General features: G+C 69.0%; 21 protein-coding genes. 12 read left to right on the forward strand and 9 right to left on the reverse strand.

Features of this window, described 5'->3' with window-relative positions; translation table 11 throughout:
- Positions 1-246 precede the first annotated feature (246 nt).
- On the forward strand, positions 247-1,110 hold the full coding sequence (gene rpoH / locus AZL_RS23700) for an RNA polymerase sigma factor RpoH (RefSeq protein ID WP_012976976.1): 864 nt from the start codon (positions 247-249) through the stop codon (positions 1,108-1,110).
- An 89-nt stretch (positions 1,111-1,199) separates the two neighbouring features.
- Here the strand turns inward: rpoH and hypA are convergent, their stop codons facing one another.
- Entirely contained in the window at positions 1,200-1,541 is a 342-nt protein-coding gene (hypA, locus tag AZL_RS23705; RefSeq protein WP_012976977.1) for a hydrogenase maturation nickel metallochaperone HypA, read from the reverse strand.
- A gap of 535 nt (positions 1,542-2,076) precedes the next feature.
- Here hypA and AZL_RS23710 point away from each other — a divergent pair.
- The 10 genes from AZL_RS23710 (at position 2,077) to AZL_RS23755 (ending at position 11,369) form a co-directional block, all read left to right on the forward strand.
- On the forward strand, positions 2,077-2,553 hold the full coding sequence (locus AZL_RS23710) for a 4Fe-4S dicluster domain-containing protein (RefSeq protein ID WP_012976978.1): 477 nt from the start codon (positions 2,077-2,079) through the stop codon (positions 2,551-2,553).
- Between the two features lie 2 nt (positions 2,554-2,555).
- Positions 2,556-4,361 carry an aldehyde ferredoxin oxidoreductase family protein gene (locus tag AZL_RS23715; protein ID WP_012976979.1) on the forward strand — a complete coding sequence of 602 codons (1,806 nt, stop codon included), beginning with the start codon at positions 2,556-2,558 and terminating at the stop codon, positions 4,359-4,361.
- Positions 4,362-4,450: 89 nt separating this feature from the next.
- Positions 4,451-4,723, forward strand: coding sequence for a MoaD/ThiS family protein (locus AZL_RS23720; RefSeq protein ID WP_012976980.1), 273 nt, complete (start codon positions 4,451-4,453; stop codon positions 4,721-4,723).
- 14 nt (positions 4,724-4,737) lie between these two features.
- Entirely contained in the window at positions 4,738-6,588 is a 1,851-nt protein-coding gene (locus tag AZL_RS23725) for an NADH-quinone oxidoreductase subunit 5 family protein (RefSeq protein WP_012976981.1), read from the forward strand.
- A gap of 22 nt (positions 6,589-6,610) precedes the next feature.
- Positions 6,611-7,837: a proton-conducting transporter membrane subunit gene (locus AZL_RS23730; protein ID WP_012976982.1), complete on the forward strand. Its 1,227-nt coding sequence runs from the start codon at positions 6,611-6,613 to the stop codon at positions 7,835-7,837.
- On the forward strand, positions 7,834-8,325 hold the full coding sequence (locus AZL_RS23735) for an NADH-quinone oxidoreductase subunit B family protein (protein ID WP_012976983.1): 492 nt from the start codon (positions 7,834-7,836) through the stop codon (positions 8,323-8,325). The genes AZL_RS23730 and AZL_RS23735 overlap by 4 nt, the downstream gene beginning before the upstream one ends.
- Complete coding sequence (locus tag AZL_RS23740) at positions 8,322-9,230, forward strand: respiratory chain complex I subunit 1 family protein (RefSeq protein ID WP_012976984.1); 909 nt, start codon at positions 8,322-8,324, stop codon at positions 9,228-9,230. The genes AZL_RS23735 and AZL_RS23740 overlap by 4 nt, the downstream gene beginning before the upstream one ends.
- A gap of 14 nt (positions 9,231-9,244) precedes the next feature.
- A complete protein-coding gene (locus AZL_RS23745; RefSeq protein WP_012976985.1) occupies positions 9,245-9,775 on the forward strand; it encodes a 4Fe-4S dicluster domain-containing protein in 531 nt (176 codons plus the stop codon).
- The gene (locus tag AZL_RS23750; RefSeq protein WP_012976986.1) at positions 9,765-10,277 is read left to right on the forward strand and encodes an NADH-quinone oxidoreductase subunit C; all 513 of its coding nucleotides are present in this window, start codon (positions 9,765-9,767) and stop codon (positions 10,275-10,277) included. Before AZL_RS23745 ends, AZL_RS23750 begins: the two co-directional genes overlap by 11 nt.
- Before the next feature lie 12 nt (positions 10,278-10,289).
- Positions 10,290-11,369, forward strand: coding sequence for a nickel-dependent hydrogenase large subunit (locus tag AZL_RS23755; protein WP_012976987.1), 1,080 nt, complete (start codon positions 10,290-10,292; stop codon positions 11,367-11,369).
- A 5-nt stretch (positions 11,370-11,374) separates the two neighbouring features.
- Here the strand turns inward: AZL_RS23755 and AZL_RS23760 are convergent, their stop codons facing one another.
- The 7 genes from AZL_RS23760 to AZL_RS23790 form a co-directional block, all read right to left on the reverse strand.
- Positions 11,375-12,355: a PfkB family carbohydrate kinase gene (locus AZL_RS23760; RefSeq protein WP_012976988.1), complete on the reverse strand. Its 981-nt coding sequence runs from the start codon at positions 12,353-12,355 to the stop codon at positions 11,375-11,377.
- Positions 12,356-12,369: 14 nt separating this feature from the next.
- Positions 12,370-13,845: a mannitol dehydrogenase family protein gene (locus tag AZL_RS23765; protein WP_012976989.1), complete on the reverse strand. Its 1,476-nt coding sequence runs from the start codon at positions 13,843-13,845 to the stop codon at positions 12,370-12,372.
- Positions 13,846-14,046: 201 nt separating this feature from the next.
- Positions 14,047-14,820: an L-iditol 2-dehydrogenase gene (locus tag AZL_RS23770; protein WP_012976990.1), complete on the reverse strand. Its 774-nt coding sequence runs from the start codon at positions 14,818-14,820 to the stop codon at positions 14,047-14,049.
- A 26-nt stretch (positions 14,821-14,846) separates the two neighbouring features.
- Complete coding sequence (locus AZL_RS23775; RefSeq protein WP_012976991.1) at positions 14,847-15,875, reverse strand: ABC transporter ATP-binding protein; 1,029 nt, start codon at positions 15,873-15,875, stop codon at positions 14,847-14,849.
- A 12-nt stretch (positions 15,876-15,887) separates the two neighbouring features.
- Positions 15,888-16,718: a carbohydrate ABC transporter permease gene (locus AZL_RS23780; protein WP_012976992.1), complete on the reverse strand. Its 831-nt coding sequence runs from the start codon at positions 16,716-16,718 to the stop codon at positions 15,888-15,890.
- Positions 16,719-16,720: 2 nt separating this feature from the next.
- Positions 16,721-17,593: a carbohydrate ABC transporter permease gene (locus AZL_RS23785; RefSeq protein WP_012976993.1), complete on the reverse strand. Its 873-nt coding sequence runs from the start codon at positions 17,591-17,593 to the stop codon at positions 16,721-16,723.
- A 129-nt stretch (positions 17,594-17,722) separates the two neighbouring features.
- Positions 17,723-19,033 carry an ABC transporter substrate-binding protein gene (locus AZL_RS23790; RefSeq protein ID WP_012976994.1) on the reverse strand — a complete coding sequence of 437 codons (1,311 nt, stop codon included), beginning with the start codon at positions 19,031-19,033 and terminating at the stop codon, positions 17,723-17,725.
- Between the two features lie 450 nt (positions 19,034-19,483).
- Here AZL_RS23790 and AZL_RS23795 point away from each other — a divergent pair, with 450 nt between their 5' ends.
- A complete protein-coding gene (locus tag AZL_RS23795; protein ID WP_247894440.1) occupies positions 19,484-20,698 on the forward strand; it encodes an ROK family transcriptional regulator in 1,215 nt (404 codons plus the stop codon).
- A 36-nt stretch (positions 20,699-20,734) separates the two neighbouring features.
- Here AZL_RS23795 and AZL_RS23800 read toward each other — a convergent pair whose 3' ends face one another.
- The gene (locus AZL_RS23800) at positions 20,735-22,282 is read right to left on the reverse strand and encodes a PLP-dependent aminotransferase family protein (protein WP_012976996.1); all 1,548 of its coding nucleotides are present in this window, start codon (positions 22,280-22,282) and stop codon (positions 20,735-20,737) included.
- Positions 22,283-22,315 lie beyond the last annotated feature (33 nt).

The following is a 22,315-nucleotide window of genomic DNA, read 5'->3' on the forward strand; positions in this document are numbered from 1 at the left end:
CCGCACCGAGAACCGGTGCACGCTGTCCGGCAGCGTCGAATGCCGGCAACGAACCAACAAACAACAACCGGCATCAACAGGACCGACCGGATCGACGCCGGGCCATCGCCCGCGGCGGCGCCCCCTGTCGGCAGGGAGAACAGAGACACCATGCAGCGCAACGCTGAAACCCGCAACACGCAACCCCGTACCGCCGCCCCCCGTACCGCCGCCCCCCGTTCCGCCGCCCCCCGTTCCGCCGAGCCGATGCAGCTCTATCTGCAGGACGCCCGCAAATACCAGTATCTGACGCCGGAGCTTGAACTTGAGCTGGCCGCCCGCTGGCATGACCATCAGGATCCGGCGGCGCTCGACCGGCTGGTCGGCAGCCATTTGCGGCTCGTCGTCAAGATGGCGCGCGGCTATCTCGGCTACGGCCTGCCGCTGGCCGATCTGGTGGCGGAGGGCAATGTCGGCCTGATGCAGGCGGCGCAGAAGTTCGATCCGGGCAAGGGCTTCCGCTTCGCCACCTACGCCTCCTGGTGGGTGCGCGCCGCGATCCAGGAATATGTCCTGCATAATTGGTCGCTGGTGAAGATCGGCACCACCGCCGGACAGAAGAAGCTGTTCTTCAGCCTGCGCCGCCTGAAGGCGCGGATGCAGGAATTGGATAGCGGCGACCTGTCGCCGGAGGCGGTGGAGAGCATCGCCACCGAGCTGAACGTGTCGAAGGCCGAGGTGGTGGAGATGAACCGCCGCCTGGGCAACGACCGTTCGCTGAATGTCGGGCTGTCGGAGGATGGCGATGCCGAATGGCAGGATCTGCTGGCCGACGACCGGCCGGACCAGGAGACGGTGCTGGCCGATTCCGAGGAGCGCCGGCGGCGCCAGCAGTTCCTGAAGCTGGGTCTGGGCGTGCTGGACGACCGCGAACGCCGCATCCTGGTCGCCCGCCGTCTGCGGGACGAGCCGCTGACGTTGGAGGAGCTGAGCCAGACCTTCCAGGTCTCGCGCGAGCGCGTGCGCCAGTTGGAGGTCCGCGCCTTCGAGAAGCTGCAAAAGGCGGTGATCGCCACCGCGCGGACGGAACAGGTGGCGGTGGAGAAGGCTCGCCTGATCGCCGGCGCCTGACGGTCGAAGCCCGAGGTTCAAAAGTCAGATGGGACGATTCCGATGGGGCGCGGCCTGCGATGGGCCGCGCCCTTTTTCGTGCCGTCCTGTCACTCTCCCTCGAACGACACAACCCGCATGTCCCGTCCGGCGCGCAGGCTGCGGTCGTGACTGCCGCAGGCGGGGCAGGGGGAGATCAGGCTTTCCGGTGAGAAATCGGCGCCACAGGCGGCGCAGCGGGCCTGCAAGGCGATGCGGTTGACCGCCAGCTCGGCCCCGGCTGCCGGAGTGTCCTCCGTCACGATGGGGAAGCAGAACAGCAGGGCGTCCGGATCGATGGCGGAGGCGACGCCGATGTCCACCGTGACGCGGGTCACCCGCCGCAGCCCTTCACGCCCGGCGCTCTCCGTCACCAGGGAGACGATGCTTTCGCAAAGCGACAGCTCATGCATCGGCGTCTCGGCAAAATACCATTGGTCAATGGTATGAAGTCTTCACCTGATTCGACCAGGACGCTTTGATGTAAATCATATCGGAGTGTGCGGAGCGGTGATAAGAAAGGCAGGTCTGTTGCAAAGACAGGACAGACCCGCCTCTTGGATCAGATCATCAGACGGGCCCTATGTCTTCCCGATCATAACGGGCCAGCATTATGAACGATAACTCAGTACAGCTCCTCCTCTTGCAACGTTTCCGGTCCTGCGGGCCGGAATCCCTCATCGCCGGTTGCCATCCGCCCTGAGGCCAGCCGGTTTCCGAAGGACCGGATCCGTCCCCCGGCCGGTCCCGTGCGGGGCCTGACAGCCGATATGCCCGCTTTCCCCTCGACGCCCGGAGGCCATGGCCGTTCCGGCGATGCCGCCTGTTGCGCGGAATTCCCGGGAGGGGGCGGGCTGAACCGGGGAGACGCGCGCAGCACCGGACGCGCAAGAACCGCCGCACCACGCAAGCGGCGCCCGCGTCACGGCCTGAAGGAGGTCATCGACCATGAGCATGATGCTGATGATCCATCCGGACAAATGCACCGGATGCCGCAACTGCGAACTGGCCTGTTCCATGGAGCATGAGGGCAACTTCCGACCGAAGGCGTCCCGCATCCATGTCTATACCTGGGAACGCGAAGGCTTCTCCGTCCCCATGATGTGCCAGCAGTGCAAGGACGCCGCCTGCGTCACCGTGTGCATGCCCAGGGCGATGCACCGTAATCCGGCGAACGGGCAGGTCGAACTCGACGCCGACAAATGCATCGGCTGCAAGATGTGCGTGCAGGCCTGCCCCTTCGGCTGCGCGTCGTGGGATTTCCAGGGCCTTCAGATCCTGAAATGCGACACCTGCGATGGCTCGCCCTCCTGCGCGGCCATCTGCCCCACCCATGCGCTGGAATGGGTCGAGGACACCATATCGGCGCAGGCGCGCAAGCGCTCCTTCGCCGCCAAGCTCAAGAACGCCTTCGCGGAGGTCTGATCATGCATGGCTGGATTGGCAGGATCCTTCGGATCGACCTCGGCACCGGCAAGGTCTCGACCGAAGCGCTGAAGCCCGAACTGGCGCGCGACTATATCGGCGCCCGCGGGCTGGGCACCAAATACATGTATGACGAGGTCGATCCGATGGTCGACCCGCTGTCGCCCGCCAACAAGCTGATCTTCGCGTCGGGGCCGATGACCGGCACCTTCGCGCCGTCGGCCGGACGCTACGACGTCGTCACCAAGGGGCCGCTGACCGGCACCATCGCCGCGTCGAATTCCGGCGGCGCCTGGGGACCGGAGCTGAAATATGCCGGCTACGACATGCTGATCCTCGAAGGCCGGGCGGAAAAGCCGGTCTATCTGTGGATCCAGGATGAAAAGGTGGAGATCCGCGACGCCGCCCATCTGTGGGGCAAGGACGTGCCGGAAACCACCGAGGCGCTGAACGCGGAGACGGCGGCCGACGCCAAGATCGCCTGCATCGGCCCGGCCGGCGAAAACCTCTCCTTCATCGCCGCCATCATGAACGACATGCAGCGCGCCGCCGGCCGCACCGGCGTCGGCGCGGTGATGGGATCGAAGAACCTGAAGGCGGTGGTGGTGCGCGGCACCGGCGCCGTCACCGTCGCCGACAAGGACGCCTTCCTGGCTGCGGTGGCCAAGGCCAGCACCATGATCAAGGAGCATCCGGTCGGCGGCACCGGCCTGCGGCTCTACGGCACCAACGTGCTGGTCAACATCCTGAACTCGGTCGGCGGCCTGCCGACCGCCAATTTCCAGGACGGCCATTACCCGACCGCCGACAAGGTGGGGGGCGAGACGCTGGCGGCCAACCAGTTGCAGCGGCCGAAGGGCTGCTTCTCCTGCATCATCTCCTGCGGCCGCGCCACCAAGGTCACCAATCCCAAATACAAGGGCGAGGGCGAGGGGCCGGAATACGAAACCGCCTGGGGCTTCGGCCCGGACTGCCTGATCGACGATCTCGATGCGGTGCTGAAGGCCAATTATTACTGCAACGAATACGGCATCGACACCATCTCGATGGGCGGCACCGTCGCCTGCGCCATGGAGCTGTTCCATCGCGGCGTCATCACGCTGGAGGACACCGAGGGGCTGGAGCTCGACTTCGGCAATGCCGAGGCGATGGTGGAGGCGGTGCGGCTGACCGGCCTCGGTCAGGGCTTCGGCAGGAAGCTGGCGCTGGGCTCCTACCGGCTGGCCAGCCTCTACGGCCATCCCGAACTGTCGATGACGGTCAAGAAGCAGGAGATGCCGGCCTATGATCCGCGCGCGGTGCAGGGCATCGGGCTGAATTACGCCACCAACAACCGCGGCGGCTGTCACGTCCGCGGCTATTCGATCAGCCCCGAGGTGCTGGGCGTGCCCTTCAAGGTCGACAAGGACACCATCGACGGCAAGGCGGAGCTGGTGGCCCTGTTCCAGAACCTGACGGCGGCGCTGGATTCCACCGGTTCGTGCCTGTTCACCACCTTCGGCATCGGCGCCCCGGAATTCGCCGAGCTGATGACCTCGCTCACCGGCTTCGCCTATACGGGCGAGAGCTTCGTCGAGGCGGGCGAGCGGGTGTGGAACCTGGAGCGGTTGTGGAACCTGAAGTCCGGCCTGACCGCCGCCGACGACACGCTGCCGCCGCGCCTGCTGAAGGAGCCGATCGTGACCGGTGCCTCCAAGGGGGCGGTCAGCCGCCTGCCGGAAATGCTGCCGCTCTATTACGGCGTCCGCGGCTGGGATGCCGATGGCGTTCCCACCAAGGAAAAGCTGAGCGCGCTGGCGCTGGCCTGACCCCGTCCGCGCCGCCGCCCTCACCTTGGCGGGGCGGCGGCGCGGATCGCGGTTCGCGCGGACAGGCCGGGCGGAAAGGCGGTTGTGCCATGAAAATCTCCTATTTCGCGCTTCTGCGCGACGCCACCAGAAAGCACAGCGAGGTTTGGGAGCGGCCGGCGCCGACCCTGCGCGTCCTGATGGACGATCTGGCCGCCGAATACGGCGCGAATTTCGCCCGCTGGGTGATGAAGAACGGGGAGCTGGCCGGCTACGCCATCATCCTGGTGAACGGCAAGGACGTGCGCGGCCTGCAAGGGCTGGACACGCCGCTGGCCGCGGATTCCGACGTCTTCATCTTTCCGCCGCTGGCCGGCGGCTGAGAAAGGGGCGAGCCATGACCTCGACCACGCTCCCCATCCTGGTTCTGCTCGGGGGCTTCCTTCTTCAACTGCTGCTCGGCCGCTGGCTGACACCCGTCGGCAAGGGCGCGCTGGCGGCCGCGACGGTTTTCCTCTCCTTCCTGGCGACGCTGACGCTGGTGCCGGCCAGCATGGCCGGTCTGGCGCTGACGGCGCCGCTGCTGCCGGCATGGGACGGGCCGTTCTCCATCGCCCTGCGCATCGACGGACTCGGCGTCCTGTTCATGCTGATGGGCACCAGCATCGGCGCCGCCATCCTGCTGTTCTCCGTCCGCTACATGGAGCATGAGAAGCAGGGCACGACCCGCTTCTATGCGATCATGCTGGTGTTCATCGCCGGGCTGCTGCTGCTGGCCGGTGCCGCCGACATGCTGGGCGCCTATCTGGCCTGGGAGGTGATCGGGCTGTGCTCCTACAGTCTGGTCGGCTTCTGGTACCGGCAAAAGGCGGCGACCGACGGCGCGCGCAAGGTGCTGGTCATCACTCATCTGGCCGGCTACGGCTTCCTGATCGGGCTTGTGTTGGTCTATGCGCGCGCCGGCTCGCTGGCCTGGACCGATCCGGCGGTGGGGACCGCCTTCACCTCCGGCGTCGCCGCGCTGTTCATCGCCGCGGCGATGGCGAAATCGGTGATGTTCCCGCTGCACAGCTGGATCCCCGAGGCGATGAACGCCCCGACCCCGGTGTCGGCGCTGCTGCATTCGGCCTGCTACGTCAAGGCCGGCGTCTACCTGATCGCCCGCATGTATGGGGTGGGCGGTGGGCAATGGCACGCCGCGTTGCAGGGGCCGCTGCTGGCGGTCGGCTGCGTCACCATCCTGGTCGGCGTCATCTTCGCCATGGCGCAGACCGACCTGAAGCGGCTGCTGGCCTTCCACACGGTGAGCCAGCTCGGCTACATCGTCGTCGGGCTGGCGCTCGGCAGCGATCTCGGGCTGGCGGCCGGGCTGTTCTATTGCCTGAGCCACGCGCTGTTCAAGGGCACGCTGTTCATGTGCGCCGGCGCCATCCAGCATGCCTGCGGAACGCGCGACCTGCGCGATCTCGGCGGGCTGGCCAGCGTGATGCCGGGCACGGCGACGGTGTGGATCATCGCCGCCGCCGCCATCGCCGGGGTGCCGCTGACCAACGGCTTCGTCGCCAAATGGCTGCTGTTCGGCGCCGCCCTCGACAAGGGGCTGCTGGCGGTGGTGCTGGTCGGCTGGATCGGCAGCATCCTGACCGCCTTCTCCTTCCTGAAGGCAACCGTCAACGCTTTCTACGGCGTGCCGTCCAAGGCCCTGCTCGGCAAGCGCATCCACGAGGCGTCGCCCAGCATGCTGGCCGGCATGGGTTCGATGGCCGGGCTGTGCCTGCTGTTCGGGCTGGCGCCGCAGCTGCTCATGGTGCCGGTGGTGGCGCCGGCGGTGCGGTCGCTGGGCTTCGACTGGGCGGTGCGGATGAGCTGGCTCGGCATCCTGACCGATCGCGGCAGCGTCGCCATGACGGTGGGCGGCGCGGTGGTGCTGGCCTCGGCGATGCTGGGGCTGCTGGTCTACCGGCTGGCCCAGGCGCCGGCCCCCGGTCTGGTCTCGGTCTATTCCGGCGGCGAGCCGCTGCCGGCCGGCGACCGTCCCGGCGCGGTCGATTTCGCCGAGATGGCCGAGCACGCCTTCCATCCCGTCTATTCGCTCGATCCCGATCCCGTCTTCCTGCGGATCTGGCGCGGCCTGACCCAGTTGGCCGGCGCCGCGCAGGCCGTGGGGCGCGCCCTGTTCGAGGATCGTCCGCTCCTGGCCATCGGTCTCGCCGCCATCGCGGCGCTGGCCGGCGTGTGGCTGGTCTGAGCGCAGCCGGAGGCATCCAACCATGGATATTGTGTTGATCCCCCTCTTTCTGGCGATCGCGCTCGGCGTGGCTCTCTATGCCCGCGCGATCCCGCAGGGAAATGGCGGGTGGTGGCGCTGCGCCGCCGCCACCGTCGCCCTGGCGGTCGCCGCCCGTCTGGCCGGTCACGGCTGGGCGGCGGTGCTGCTGGCGTCGGCCGCCGAATTCCTGGCGGTGGGCATGGTGTGGAGCGGCGGGACCGCAGAGGCCCGCGCCGCCGCGCGCAAATACCTGACCGCCGTGCTGCTCGCCACGCTGTGCGGCTGGGCCGCCCTGGCGCTGACCCATCTCGGCGCCGTGCGTCCGGCGGCTCCCTGGGACCGGCTGGCGGTGGCGTTTCTGCTGGTCGGCGTCGCGCTGAAGCTGGGTCTGGTGCCGGTCTATTTCTGGCTGCCGGCGGTGGCCCGCGCCTCCTCGGCGATGACGACGGCGCTGATCGTCGCGGTGGTCGATGTCGGCTCCTTCCGCGAGCTGCTGGCCCTGCGCGACGCCGCCCCCTGGATCTTCTTGGAATTCGCGCCGCTGTGGATCGGGCTGGCGGTGCTTTCGCTGCTGGGCGCGGCGTTGCTGGCGCTGGCCCAGCGCGCGTTGAAGCCGATGCTGGCCTTCTCCTCCATCGACGACATGGGCTATCTGCTGCTGGGTCTGGTGGCCGGCGGCGCCGACGGCATGGCCGGGGCGTGGTTCGGCATCCTCGGCCATGCGCTGGGCAAGATCGTGCTGTTCGGCGCGGTCGGGGCGGCGGAATGGCATCTCGGCCGGGCGGCGACGCTGGACGACCGCGGCCTGTCCACCCCGCTGCCGGTGGCGAGCGCCGCCTTCATACTGGGGGCGCTGGGCTTCATCGGCATCCCGCCGACGCTGGGCTTCATCGGTCATTGGCGGCTCTACCTGGCGGGGGCGGAACTGGGCGGGCCGCTGCTGCTGCTGGTGCTCTACGCCTCGTCGGCCATGGCCCTGCTCTGCTATGTCCGCGCCATCCACCGGGTGTGGCTGGGGCCGGCGGCATCCCCGGCGGCGGCATCCCCGGCGATCGGGCGGCCGCTGCCGCACCTCGCCGCCGCCGTGCTGCTGGCCTTCGCCGTCGCGCCGGTGCTGTTCGGGCTGATGCCCGACCGGCTGCGGCCCGCCGCCGAACCGCCGCATCCGCATGTCGCCGCACTGTCTGCTCCCGAACTGCCGGTCGAACTGGCGGGAGGTGTGAAATGAACCTCATCGAACGGGTGGTCGCGATCTCGCGCCGCCGGTCGCCCTGGATCTGCCGGCTGAACGCCGGATCCTGCAACGGCTGCGACATCGAGATCACGCCGCTGCTCAGCCCGCGCTACGACGCCGAACAGCTGGGGATCGAGCTGCACGGCACGCCCAAGCATGCCGACATCGTGCTGATCTCCGGCACGCTGACCCTGCGGTCGCGCCAGGCGATCCTCGACATCTACGATCAGGTGCCCAGCCCGAAGGCGGTGGTGGCGCTGGGGTCCTGCCCGTTGTCGGGCAATGTCTTCGCCGGCAGTCCGCTGGTGCTGGGCCAATCGCTCGACAGCCTTGTTCCGGTCGATGTCTGGGTGCCCGGCTGCCCGCCGCGCCCGCAGGCCATCCTGGACGGCATCGCCCGCGCCGCAAGCCTGCTGGAGGAGGGAGCCACCAGGAGCCAGATGGAAAGCCTGTTGGAAGGCGGGCAGGGGAGGCCGTCATGAACGCCGTCTGGTCCTATCTGCTCGCCTTCGCCGTCTGGCCCGGCTTGCTGCTGGCCGCCCCGCTGGGCTGGCTGGAGCTGTGGTTCATGCGCAAGCTGGTGGCGCGGTTGCAGGGACGCCGGGGGCCGCCCGTCTTCCAGCCCTTCTTCGATTTCATGAAGCTGCTGGGCAAGCGGACGGTGATCCCGCGCGGCGTCAACCGCGGCATCTTCCTGGCCCTGCCGCTGGTGTCGCTGGGGGCGGTGACGGCGGCGCTGGCCATCGTCCCGCTTCCCGGCAATCCGGCGCCGTCGCTGCCCGGCGACGTCGTGCTGCTGCTCTACCTGATGGAGGTGCCGGTCCTGTGCGAGGTGCTGGCCGGCTATGTCAGCCGCTCCATCTACGGGCAGGTCGCGGCGATGCGCGAGGCGCTGCTGTCGCTCGCCTACAATCTGCCCTTCCTGGCCGCCATCATCGCCATGGCGCAGGAGGCCGGCAGCTTCCAGATGAGCGCGTTGCAGGCGGCGCCCTACAGCCTCGTCCATCCGCTGGCGGCGCTGACCTTCCTGCTGGCCCTGCCGGCGCGGATGAAGCTGAATCCCTTCTCCATCGCCAATGCCGAGCATGAGATCGTCGCCGACAGCCACATCGAATACAGCGGCCCGCCGCTGGCCCTGTTCAAGCTGTCCCATGCCGTCGAGGTCGTGCTGCTGACCGAGCTGTTCGCCGTGGTCTTCCTTCCGGCGACGCCGTGGCCGCTGCTGAACCTGCTGGTCTATCTGGTGGCCGGCATCGCCGTGCTCGGCGGGGTGACTTTGCTGGCCACGACCACGGCGCGGCTGCGGCTGGCGCAGGCCTTCCGCTTCTACTGGGTCTGGGGCGGCGTCGCGTCCGCGGTCACCATGGCCGCGACGCTGGTCCGCTGAGGGGGAAAACCACCATGGCCATGCTGAAAACCATCCTCGGCAACCTGCTGCGCCCGTCGCGCACCCGCGCGCCGGCCGACATGCCGGACGTGCCGCCCGCCTATCGCGGCGCGCTGGCGCACGAGGCCGCCCGCTGCACCGCCTGCGGCACCTGCGCCTATGTCTGCGCGCCGAAGGCGATCAGCTTCACCCAGGATCCCGGCCTGTCGGTGTCCTGGCGCTTCTTCATCGGTCAATGCTCTTTCTGCGGGCTGTGCGCGCAGAACTGCCCGACCCAGGCGATCCGCCTGGAGGCCGGCGTGCCGGCGGGAATGAATTCCGCCGCCGGCGACGGGTTCCGGCTGGAGAGCGTCATCCCGCTGCGAGCCTGCACCCGCTGCGGCGCCGCCCATGTGCCGCTGCCGGCGTCGACGATGGACGCCCTGTGGGGGAGCGACGAGGCCGAACGCGGCTATTGCCCCGAATGCCGGCGCTGGGCCGCCGGCGCCCGGCTGCGCGTCGCCTTCGTCCCGGCGGCGGGGGAGGAGGTCCGTCATGAGCGCTGACCGCGGCATCCCGGACCTGAACAATGCGCTCGCCGACGCGCTGGCCGCCATTCCCGGCGTCGCGTCCGTCGTCGAGCGCGACGGCGCCCTGTGGGCCGACGCCCCGCTGCTGGAGGTCGAGGCGATGGCCGCCGCCATGGCGGGTCTCGGCATCCGGCTCGGCACCGTCACCGCCATCCCCCATGCCGGCGACGCGGAATCGACGGTGATCTACCATTACATCGACGAGCATCGCGTCATCAACGTGAAGACCCGTACCCGCAACGGCGCGCTCGCCTCGCTGGCGCCGTTCGTCCGGGCGGCGTCCTGGGCGGAGCGGGAGATCCGCGACCTGTTCGCGGTGGAGTTCCCCGGCCATCCCAACCCGGTGCCGCTGATCCGGCCCGACGGGATCGACACGGCGACCCTGCGCGAGGCGATGTGCCGCCCGGCGACGGTCACCCGCAAGCCCGCCTCGCCGCTCGCCTCGCCTTCCGCCCCCCGTCCGGTGGCCCGTTCCTAGGAGTTTCCGGCCATGCCCTACAGCTTTCCGCTCGGCCCCTATCACCCGGCGCTGGAAGAACCCTTCAAGGTCAAGGTCCAATGCCGGGGCGAGGTCATCGACAGCGCCACCGTCGAGGTCGGCTTCAGCTTCCGCGGCATCGAGCTGCTGGCGCAGAAGCGCAACTGGGTGGAGGTCATCACCCTGATCGAGCGCGTCTGCGGCATCTGCTCCAACACCCACGCCATGACCTTCTGCATGGCGGCGGAGACCATCGCCGGCATCGAGGTGCCCAGGCGCGCCGCCCACATCCGCACCATCATCGCCGAGCTGGAGCGGCTGCATTCCCACCTGCTGTGGGCCGGGGTGGGGGCGGAGGACATCGGCTTCCATTCGCTGTTCATGGAGGTGTTCACCCTGCGCGAGCTGGTGATGGACACGCTGGAGGCGATCAGCGGCAACCGGGTGAATTACGGGATGAACTGCATCGGCGGCGTCCATCGCGACATCCCCGATCCGAAACAGCATCTGCCGGCGCTCGACCGGCTGGCGACGGGGCTGGCGGAGATCGTCATCCCGACCTTCACCGGGAATCCGACGGCACTCGCCCGCACCCGCGGTGTCGGCCGGCTGAGCCGGGAACAGGCGGTGGAATGGGCGGTGGTCGGGCCGGTCGCCCGCGCCTCCGGTCTCGACATCGACGTGCGCAAGGACCAGCCCTATCTGTCCTATGCCGGGCTGGGCTTCGCCAGCGTCATGCGGCCGGAGGGCGATGTGCTCGCCCGCGTGGTGGTGCGGGCGCTGGAGATGGTGGAGAGCATCCGCCTGATCCGCGAGGCGCTGCTGTCGCTGCCCGCCGGCCCGCTGCGGGCGACCGAGGGATTGCCGGAGATCCCCGTCGGCGAAGCGAGCATCCGCACCGAGGCGCCGCGCGGCGAGGCCTTCTATTACGTCGCCTCCGAAGGCGGACCGACGCCGTCGCGGGTGAAGATCCGCACGCCGTCCTTCGTCAACATCCCGGCGATCGAGGCGATGGTGGTGGGCCAGCCGCTGGCCGACCTGTCGATCATCCAGGCGTCGGTCGATCCCTGCATCTCCTGCACCGACCGGTAGGGGCACTACGCCGCCCCCGCCAGCAGCCGGTTGACCGCGTCGCGGTCGGGCAGCGAGGGGATGGCGCCGGGGGCGGTGGTGGTCAGCGCCCCGGCGGCATTGGCGAAGCGGCAGATCGCGCGCAGCCGCTCCGGGGTGAAGGCGGTCGCGGTATCCTCGAGAATGCCGGCCAGGAGTGCGGCGACGAAGGCGTCGCCGGCGCCGGTGGTGTCGATGGTGGTGGCCGCCAGTCCCGGCACATGGCCGGACGCGTCGGCGGTCACGAAGGTGCAGCCGTTGCGGCCATGCGTCACCACCAGCAGCCGCAACCCGTCATGCCATAGGGTGCGGCCGGCGCTGTCCGGATCGGCGCCGCCGGTCAGGAACTCCAGCTCCTCGTCGCTCAGCTTGACGATGCCGGCGGTGGCGATGCCCTGGCGGATCAGCCGCTCCGCCAAGGCGCGGTCGGGCCACAGGGCGAGGCGCAGGTTGGCGTCGAAGGAGACGAGGCGGCCCTGGCGGCGGGCGGTCTCCACCGCCAGCAGGCTCGCCTCGCGCGCCGCCGGGTCGATCAGGCCGATGGAGCCGGAATGCAGCAGGCGGGCCGCCGCGACCGCGTCGAGGTCGAGGTCGGCGGTGGAGAAGCCGGCCATCGGCTCGCCATAGAACAGGAACTCCCGCTCCCCCTCCTCGTCGAGGGAGACGAAGGCGACGGGGGTCTTGGTGTTCGACACGCGGCGCAGGTGCGAGACGTCGACGCCGGCATTGGTGAGGGCGTGCGCCAGGAAGCGGCCGAAGCCGTCGGCCGCCGTCCGGCCCATGAAGGCGCTGCGCACCCCCAGCCGGGCCAGACCGACCGCGACATTGGCCGGCGCCCCGCCCGGCGCCGGGTCGAAGGCGCCGATCACGCCGGGTCGCGCCGGGCCGGCGGGCATGAAGTCGATCAGCACCTCGCCCAGGCACAGCACGTCGGGGGTCAGGGCGTCGCCTTGCGGCAAAGCGGTCATGGCGGGCAAGTCCTTCAGTTGGTTCCGCCGGCATAGCGGGCGAGCACGGCGCGGGTGCCGTCCGTCCACAGGGCGCGCAGGGCGGTGGAGAAGGCGTCGCGGAAGGGCGGCACCCGGCCGACCTCGCCATAGATCTCCTTCTGGTCGAGCCAAACGGTCGGCTCGTCGCGGGCGTCCTTGGCGACCTGCGTCAGGCGGTCCCAGTTGGGATCGTTCGGCTCGATCGGCTGGCCGTCGTCGGCGGTCCCGAAGCAGTAGCGGCACCACAGCGCCGATTCCAGGGCCAGACCCTCGATGCTGGCGCCGGCCTTCAGCCGGTCGGCGATGGACGGCACGATGAATTTCGGCTGGCGGTTGGAGCCGTCCAGGCAGAGCCGGCGGATGGTGTCCTTGATCTTCGGATTGGCGAAGCGGCGCTCGATGATGCCGAAATAGGAGTTCAGGTCGGTGCCCGGCACCGGCGGCACGGTCGGGATGATCTCCTCCCGCTCGATCTTTTGCAGGAAGGCGCGGATCAGCGGGGTTTCCATCGCCTCATGCGCGTAAGTGACGCCGAGCAGCCCGGCCGGATAGGCGATCACCGCATGGCCGCCGTTGAGGATGCGGATCTTCATCGTCTCGAAGGGCGTCACGTCGGGGACGAACTGCACGCCCACCGCCTCCAGCGCCGGGCGGCCGGCGGAGAAGCGGTCCTCCAGCACCCACTGGGTGAAATCCTCGCAGAAGACCGGCCAGCTGTCGGCGATGGCGAAATCGCGGGCCAGCGTCTCGCGCTCCTGCGTGCCGGTTGCGGGCGTGATGCGGTCGACCATGCCGTTGGGGAAGGCGACGGCGGTTTCGATCCAGGCGGCGAGCCCGGCGTCGATCTCCCTGGCGATGCCCAGCACGGCGTTGCGGGTCACCACGCCATTGTGGGGGATGTTGTCGCAGGACATGACGGTGAAGGGGACCGTGCCGGCGGCGCGGCGGCGGGCCAGACCGGCGACGATCAGGCCGAAGACGGTAGATGGCCGCTCGGGTGCCGCGATGTCGGCGCGGATCGCCGGATGGCCGGCGTCGAACCTGCCGGTGGCGTCGATGTAGTAACCGCCCTCCGTCACCGTCAGCGAGACGATGCGGATCGCCGGGTCGGCCAGCTTGGCGATGAGGACGTCGCCGTCGCCGACCGGCAGCATGCCGACCATGGCGCCGGTGACGCGGGCGAGGCTCTGCGCGCCGGACTGTTCGACCACCGTGGTCAGCCAGTCCTGGGGCTCCAGGGCATCGCGCATGCGCTGGTCCGACGGCATCACCCCGGCGCCGAGGATCGCCCAGTCATGGTCGCGGCCCTGGGCGAACAGGCTGTCGAGATAGACCGCCTGATGGGCGCGGTGGAAATTGCCGATGCCGAAATGCAGGATCCCGGCGGTCAGGGAGGAACGGTCATAGGCCGGCACCGAGGCCCGCGCGGCGATGGTCGGGAGGGTGGCGGCGGAAAGGGCGATGGTCATGGTCGGGGTCCTGCGGAAGTCGGCGGAGGGAGATGTGTTGCCCTCTCCCGTCCCGGGAGAGGGAGGGGACCCGCGCCGTCAGGCGTGGGGAGGGTGAGGGGTGGGGCAAGAATCCAAGATCCATGTCCGGATTGCCCCTCACCCTTCCCATGGCGATGCCATGGGCCCCTTCCCTCTCCCGGGACGGGAGGGGGAGCGTCTTCAACTCATCCAGTTGCCGCCGTCGACGTTGTAGGTCTGGGCGACGATGTAGTCGGCCTCCCGGCTCGCCAGGAAGATCGCCATGCCGGTCAGATCCTCCGCCCGGCCCATGCGGCCGAAGGGGACCGCGTCGCCGACCATGCGTTTCTTCTCGCCGGGCCGGAGCCCCTCATGCTTGGCGAACAGGGCATCGACACCATCCCAATGCTCGCCGTCGACGACGCCGGGGGCGATGGCGTTGACGTTGATGCCATGGCGGATCAGGTTCAGGCCGGCCGACTGGGTCAGGCTGATCACCGCCGCCTTGGTGGCGCAATAGACGCCGACCAGCGCTTCGCCGCGCCGTCCGGCCTGGGAGGCCATGTTGATGATCCTGCCGCCGCGACCCTGCGCGATCATCCGCTTCGCCACCGCCTGGAGCGTGAACAGCGTGCCGGCGACGTTGATCGAGAACAGGCGGTCGTAGCTCTCCCGCGTGATCTCGACGATGGGGGCGAGGTCGAACAGGGCGGCGTTGTTGACGAGAATGTCGATGCCGCCGGCCCGCTCCACCACCGTGGCGACAGCGGCGTCGATGGAGGATTGGCTGGTCACGTCCAGCGCCACGGCATAGGCGCCGGGGCCGATCTCCGCCGCCGCCTTCTCCGCCGCCGCGAGGTTGATGTCGGCGATGGCGACGGTGGCACCCTCCGCGACATAGGCGGCCGCGAAGGCGCGGCCGATGCCGCGGGCGGCGCCGGTGATGATGGCCGATTTGCCGTCGAGACGTTTCATGGGACTGGTCATCGGACTGGACCCTTTCATGCCACTTTCATGCCCGCCGTCGTCGAGGGCAGGGCGTTGCCCTGACCGTCGAAGCGGTGGAGCTTCTCGGTTTGCGGCGTCAGCCAGACACGGTCGCCGTGATGGACCGGAAACTCGCCGCCGGCCCGCGCCACCAGCGTGCCGATGCCCTCCACCTGCACATAGACGAAGGTGTCGGAGCCCAGATGCTCGGACACGGTGACGGTGCCGGCCCAGCGGCCGGATTCGGTGGACAACGTCAGATGTTCGGGGCGGATGCCGATGCCGTCGGCGCCGTCGCCGCGCGCCGCCTCGCCCTCGATGAAGTTCATGCGCGGCGAGCCGATGAAGCCGGCGACGAAGCGGTTGCGCGGGCGGCTGTAGAGGTCGATGGGAGATCCCACCTGCTCGATCCGGCCGGCGTTCAGCACGACGATCTTGTCGGCCATGGTCATCGCCTCCACCTGATCGTGCGTCACATAGATCATGGTGGTGCCGAGGCTGGCGTGCAGCTCGGAGATTTCCAGCCGCATGTTGACGCGCAGCGCCGCGTCGAGGTTCGACAGCGGCTCGTCGAACAGGAAGGCGGTCGGTTCGCGGACGATGGCGCGGCCGATGGCGACGCGCTGGCGCTGGCCGCCGGAGAGCTGGCCGGGGCGGCGGTCGAGATAGCTGGTGAGGTTCAGCACCTTGGCCGCCGCCTCCACCTTGCGGTCGATGGCGGTCTTGTCGAGCCGGGCCATCTTCAGCGGGAAGGCGATGTTGTTGCGCACGGTCATGTGCGGATAGAGCGCGTAGGACTGGAACACCATCGCCAGCCCGCGCTGGGCCGGCGGCAGGGCGGTGGCGTCCTTGCCGTCGATGCGGATGGTGCCGGACGACACATCCTCCAGCCCGGCGATCAGGCGCAGCAGCGTGGACTTGCCGCAGCCCGACGGGCCGACGAACACCACGAACTCGCCATTGCCGATGGAGAGATCCAGCGGCGGGATGACGTCGATGTCGCCGAAGCTCTTGGTGACGCGGTCGAGCGTGATCTGACCCATAGCGGGTTCCCCCTACTTCACGGCGCCGAAGGTCAGGCCGCGCACAAGCTGCTTCTGGCTGAACCAGCCGAGAACCAGGATCGGCGCGACCGCCATGGTCGAGGCGGCCGACAGTTTCGCGTAGAACAGCCCTTCCGGGCTGGAGTAGCTGGCGATGAAGGCGGTCAGCGGCGCCGACTGCGAGGCGGACAGGTTCAGCGTCCAGAACGCCTCGTTCCACGCCAGGATGACGTTCAGCAGCAGGGTGGAGGCGATGCCGGGCACCGCCATCGGCAGCAGGACGAACAGGATTTCCTCCTTCAGTCCGGCGCCGTCCATCCGCGCCGCCTCCAGGATCTCGCCGGGGATTTCGCGGAAATAGGTGAACAGCATCCAGACGATGATCGGCAGGTTGATCAGCGTCAGCACGATGACCAGACCGACGCGGCTGTCGAGCAGCCCGAAATCGCGGAACAGCAGATAGATCGGGATCAGCACGCCGACCGGCGGCAGCATCTTGGTGGAGAGCATCCACATCAGCACGTCGCGGGTGCGCTTGCCGGGGACGAAGGCCATCGACCAGGCGGCGGGAACCGCGACCAGCAGGCCGAGCAGCGTCGAGCCGACCGAGATGACGATCGAGTTCCAGAAATGCAGGAAATAGTCGGAGCGCTGCTGGACCTCGCTGTAGTTCTCCAGCGTCCAGTGGAAGGCGAGGAAGGTCGGCGGGGTCGCCACCGCCTCCGCCTCGGTCTTGAAGCTGGTCAGGGCGGTCCACAGGATGGGGAAGAAGATCACGATCCCGATGGTCCAGGCGATCAGGGTCACGGCCAGCTTGCGGCGGTTGGTTGCAGCGCGCGCCATGGTCAGATGTCCAGGTTGCGGCCGATCATCCTCATCAGGAAGACGGCGACGATGTTGGCGAGGACGACGGCGACGATGCCGCCCGCGGAGCCGCCGCCGACATCGAATTGCAGCAGCGACTGGGCATAGACGAGATAGGTGATGTTGGTGGTGGCGGTTCCGGGGCCGCCGTTGGTCGTCACCAGGATCTCGGCGAAGACCGACAGCAGGAAGATGGTCTGGATCAGCGTCACCACCGTCATCGCGCGGGCCAGATGGGGCATGATGATGTGGATGAAGCGGTCGAGCGCGCCGGCGCCGTCCATCTCCGCCGCCTCCAGCCTTTCGCGGTCGAGCGATTGCAGGGCGGTCAGCAGGATCAGCGTGGCGAAGGGTAGCCATTGCCAGGTCACGATCAGGATGATCGAGGACAGCGGCGCCTCGGCCAGGAAATCGAAGGGCTGGAGGCCGAGCCCCTTGGCGATGGCGGCGAACAGGCCGTTCACCGGGTTCATCAGCATGTTCTTCCACACCAGCGCCGAGACGGTGGGCATGACGAAGAAGGGGGCGATGACCAGCAGGCGGACGATGCCCCGCCCCCAGAAGGGCTGGTCGAGCAGCAGGGCCAGCCCGATCCCGCCGGCGATGGTCAGCGCCAGCACCCCGCCGACCAGGGCCAGCGTGTTGCCGAGAGCGGCGAAGAAGGCCGGATCGGTCAGGAAATACTGGTAGTTCAGTGTGCCGATGAACTCCTCCGTCCCCGGCATCAGCAGATTGTAGCGCAGGAAGGAGAAGTAGAGCGTCATCACCAGCGGGATCAGCATCCAGCCGAGCAGCAGGATGACGGCCGGCGACATCGTCAGGCGCGCGGCGGCACGCGAATGGGCGGTGGCCATGGCTCGACCCTTGGGTAACGGCGTTGTGGAGCGCGGCCTTCCTCGGCCGCCATCCCCGCGAAAGGCGGGGATGGCGGCGGGAGGAGGGGTTGCCGTGATCGGACAGGACGGAAGGTCAGGCGTGACCGCTTACTTGATGTAGCCGGCCTTGGTCATCTCGCGGGTGGCGAGGGTCTGGGCGGTTTGCAGCGCCTGATCGGCGGTCGTCTGGCCGGCGAGTGCGGCGGAGAAGGCTTGGCCCACGGCTGTGCCGATGCCCTGGAACTCGGGGATGGCGACGAACTGCACGCCGGTGTAGGGGACCGGCTTGACCGTCGGATGCTGCGGATCGGTGGCCTGGATCGACTTCAGCGTCAGGTCGGCGAAGGGCGCCGCCTTGCGGTATTCGGGGTTGGCGTAGAGCGAGCTGCGGGTGCCCGGCGGCACGTTGGCCCAGCCCTCCTCCTTGGCGACGAGGTCGAGATACTCCTTGGAGGTCGCCCAGGAGATGAAGGCCTGGGCGGCATCGCCCTTCTTGCTGCTGGCGGGAATCGCGAGGTTCCAGGCCCACAGCCAGTTGGACCGCTTGCCGAGCCCGGTGTCGGGCGCCAGCGCGTAGCCGACCTTGTCGGCGACCTTGCTCTGCGCCGGGTTGGAGACGAAGGAGGCGGCGACGGTGGCGTCGATCCACATGGCGCATTTGCCAGACTGGAACAGCGCCAGATTCTCGTTGAAGCCGTTGGAGGAGGCGCCCGGCGGGCCGGCGTCCTTCATCACGCCGAGATATGTGGTCAGCGTCTGCTTCCACGGATCGGTGTTGAACTGCGGCTTCCAGTTCATGTCGAACCAGCTGGCGCCGAAGGAGTTCGCCATGGCGCTGAGGAAGGCCATGTTCTCGCCCCAGCCGGCCTTGCCGCGCAGGCAGATGCCGTAGACCTCGCTCTTCTTGTCGGTCAGCTTGCGCGCCGCGTCGGTGACGAAGGCCCAGGTCGGTGCCTCCGGCATGGTCAGGCCGGCCTTCTCGAACAGGTCCTTGCGGTACATGACCATCGAGCTTTCGCCGTAGAAGGGCGCGGCATAGAGGGTGCCGTCGGTGGTCAGGCCGCTGCGGATCGAGGGCAGCAGATCCTCGACATCATAGGTGGCGCCGAGCTTGGTCAGCGGCATCAGCCACTTCTGCTTGGTCCAGATCGGAACCTCGTAGGTGCCGATGGTCAGGATGTCGTACTGGCCGCCCTTGGCGGCGATGTCGGTGGTGACGCGCTGGCGCAGGACATTCTCCTCCAGCGTCACCCAGTTCAGCGTGATGTCGGGGTGCGCCTTGGTGAAATGCTCCGACAGCTTCTGCATGCGGATCATGTCGCCATTGTTCACCGTGGCGATGGACAGAGTCTCCGCCTGGGCGGAGTTGCCGAGAAACGCGGCGACGGCCGCGCCGATCAAGGAAAGCGCACGCTTCATTCCTGTTTTCCTCCCCAAAATCCTGTCCGGCCGCGCCCTGGCTTTCGTCCCGCCGGCCTTTGCGACTGGTCGCCCGACACCCGGATGCGCTTGCTGCATTCAGTTTGTAGAGCACACAAACACTATGGCGCAGGCGGCCGAGGGGCGCAATAGATAAATCACATTGATTTTGATATTAGGCGGCGTCCGGCTGGAGCGGGCCGCGCCGCTGGTCGGGAAGTCGGCTTGATGGACAAGGGGTATGACGGCTTGGGGTTAAGGATTAAGCCGAATTCGCCGCCGACCTTGCTCGCTCGGGGTACCGCTTGCTAGGGTGGCGAAGTTTCAAAGGTGATCGATCCACCAGCCATGACCGTGGCCGATTCGGATTAAGTAAATCACTTTGATTTTGTTATGATTGGTTGCTATACGGATTATTGTCAGGGTCAAGGGCGGGGAGGCGGCGGAAGGATGCGGGGCGGCGATACCACCGGGCTGCGCGCCTACAACGAGCGGCTGGTCATGCATGCGCTGTTGCAGGCCGGCATGCTGTCCAAGGCGGAGATCGCGCGGGAGACCGGGCTCAGCGGACAGGCGGCGTCGGTGATCGTCAACCGGCTGCTGGAGGACGGGCTGCTGGTCAAGCTGGACAAGGTGCGCGGGCAGGTCGGGCAGCCGTCCACCCCGATCGCGCCGAATCCGGAAGGCGCCTATTCGCTGGGGGTGAAGATCGGCCGGCGCAGCGTCGAGGCGATCCTGATCAACCTGCTGGGGGAGGAGCTGGGGGCGAGCCGGGTGCGCTACGACGCGCCGCTGCCCGATCCGACGATCGCCACCGCCATCGCCCAAGCTGTCGGTCTGCTGGCGCATCTGTCGCCGGCGGCGCGGTCGCGCGTGGTCGGGCTGGGCGTCGCCATGCCGGATGAAATCCATGCCTGGTCGGCGGAGCTGGGGCTGGCGCCCGGCGCGCTGGACGGCTGGCGCGATGCCGACATCGCCGGTGCCTTCGCGCGCGAGACCGGGTTGCCGGTGACGCTCTATAACGACGCGGCGGCGGCCTGCGCGGCGGAGATGATCGCCGGCCATGCCATCACCAGCCGCAGCGCCCTTTACATCTATCTCGGCACCTTCATCGGCGGCGGCGTGGTGCTGGACGGCCGGCTGTACCGGGGGGAGCAGGGCAACGCCGGCGCCATCGGCTCGATGCCGACGGGGCCCACCGGGCAGAATGGTCGCGGCGAGCGGCCGGGACAGCTGATCCACAGCGCCTCCATCTTCCTGCTGGAGCGTGACCTGGAGGCCGCCGGCATCGACCCGTCGGCGGCGCTGTCGGCCGCCTTGCCCGACGGCAGCGGGGAGCGGGCGGACGCCGTCTTCGACGCCTGGGCCGAGACCGCCTGCGCCGAGCTGTCGCGCGCCGTCGTCTCCGCCCTCGGCGTGATCGATTTCCAGGAGGTGGTGGTCGACGGCTTCCTGCCGCCGTCCTGGCGCGACCGCTTCACGCAAAGACTGTCGGCGGCGGTGGAACGCTTCAACCGGTCGGGTCTGAAGGCCGCCCCGGTGATGGCGGGGTCCATCGGCCCGTTGGCCCGTGTGCTGGGGGCGGCGATGCTGCCGCTGAAGGCGCGCTTCTCGCCCGACACCGACCTGCTGGTCCGGTCCGGCATGGCGCGGGATTTCGCCTGACGGTTCGGATCAGGATCGGTTCGGATCAGGATCGGCTCAGATCACGATGCCGGCCAGGGCGGGGCTCTGGTCGAGCGCGTCGGCCAGGATGTCCAGCATGCGGCGGCAGTCGGCGCGGCCGACCGGGGCGCCCAGGCAGATGCGCAGGGATTCCGGTGCCGGGCCGCCGGTCAGGAACATGTCGCTGACGGCGGCGGCGATGCCGTGGCCGCGCAGGAATGCCGCGAATTCTCCGCGGGTCCAGCCCGGCGGCAGGGTGAGCCACAGGTGGAAGGCTTGTCCGTGCGTGGTCAGCGCCGCTGCGGGCAGAAGCTCCCGCGCCATGCGTTGGCGGGCCGACGCCTCCGCGCGGATGGCGGTCAACAGGGCGTCGGCGGTGCCGTCGGCGATCCATCGGGTGGCGACGGCCGCGGGAATCGGCGGCGTGCCGAGGATCGTCGCCCGCTGGGCGGCGACCAGCCGCGTCGCCTGCCGCCTGTCCGGCGCCGCGACATAGGCGATGCGCAGGCCCGGTGCCACGCATTTGGCGAGGCCGACGACATGAAAGGTCATATCGGGCGCCAACGCGGCGATGGGCGGCGGCGCGTCCTGGGGCAGGACGCCATAGATGTCGTCCTCGATGATCGGCAGGGCGTGGCTGCGGGCGATGGCGGCGATGGCGGCGCGGCGCTCCAGCGGCAGGGTCGCCGTCGTCGGGTTGTGCAGGGTGGGGGTGCAGTAGAGCAGCTTCGGCGCGTGGGCCGCGACCGTGGCGCTCAAGGCGTCGGGGTCGAGCCCCTCGCAATCCATCGCCACCCCGACCACCCGCAGGCCGAGCTGGCGGGCGATGGCCTTGAAGCCGGGATAGGTCAGCGCCTCGGTGCAGACGGTGTCGCCGGGGCGGGTGAGCATGCCCAGCAGGGCCAGAAGGGCGCTCTGGGTGCCGGGGCAGACGACGATCCTGCCGGTATCGCCCGTGCCGGCATCGCCCCTGCCGGCATCGCCAAGGTCGGGCAGGCGTTTGCCGAGCCAGCGTGCGCCGGCCGCGCGGTCCTCCTCCCCGGCGGGCAGGCCGGCGCCGGCCTCCGGGTAGCGCAGCAGCGTTTGCGGGTCGAGCCGCCGCATCGCCTCGGCCAATCCCCGCCGCACGCGGTCCAGCAGCTCCGGCGCGTCCGGCAGGGGCGGCTGGTTCATCGTCATGTCGATGAGCATGGCAGTGGAGACGGCAGCGGGGGCGGTCGGGGAGAGGGCCGGGGGGACCGGGCCGCCGTCCGGTGGCGCCCCCCGTGCCGGACCGGCTTGCGCGCTGACGAAGCTGCCATGGCCGACCCGGGCGTCGAGCAGGCCACGGCGCCGGGCCTCGCCGTAGGCGCGGCTGACCGTGGTCAGGTCCAACCCCAGCCGGTCGGCCAGCAGGCGTTGCGGCGGCAGGCGCTGTCCGGCCGCCAGCCGGCCGATGGCGATGTCGTCGGCGAGGGCGTCGGCGATGGCGAGATAGACCGGTTTCGCCCGGCCGCTCAGATCCGGCTGCCAGAGGCCGCTGTCCGACGGCTCCGGCTGTCGGGATTGGTCCTCCGGACCGGATTGTATGGATCCCATGGTCATTCCCTTGCCCGCGCGCCGCGCCGCCGCCGGCAT

This window comes from Azospirillum sp. B510, from assembly GCF_000010725.1.
Lineage (GTDB): Bacteria > Pseudomonadota > Alphaproteobacteria > Azospirillales > Azospirillaceae > Azospirillum > Azospirillum lipoferum_B.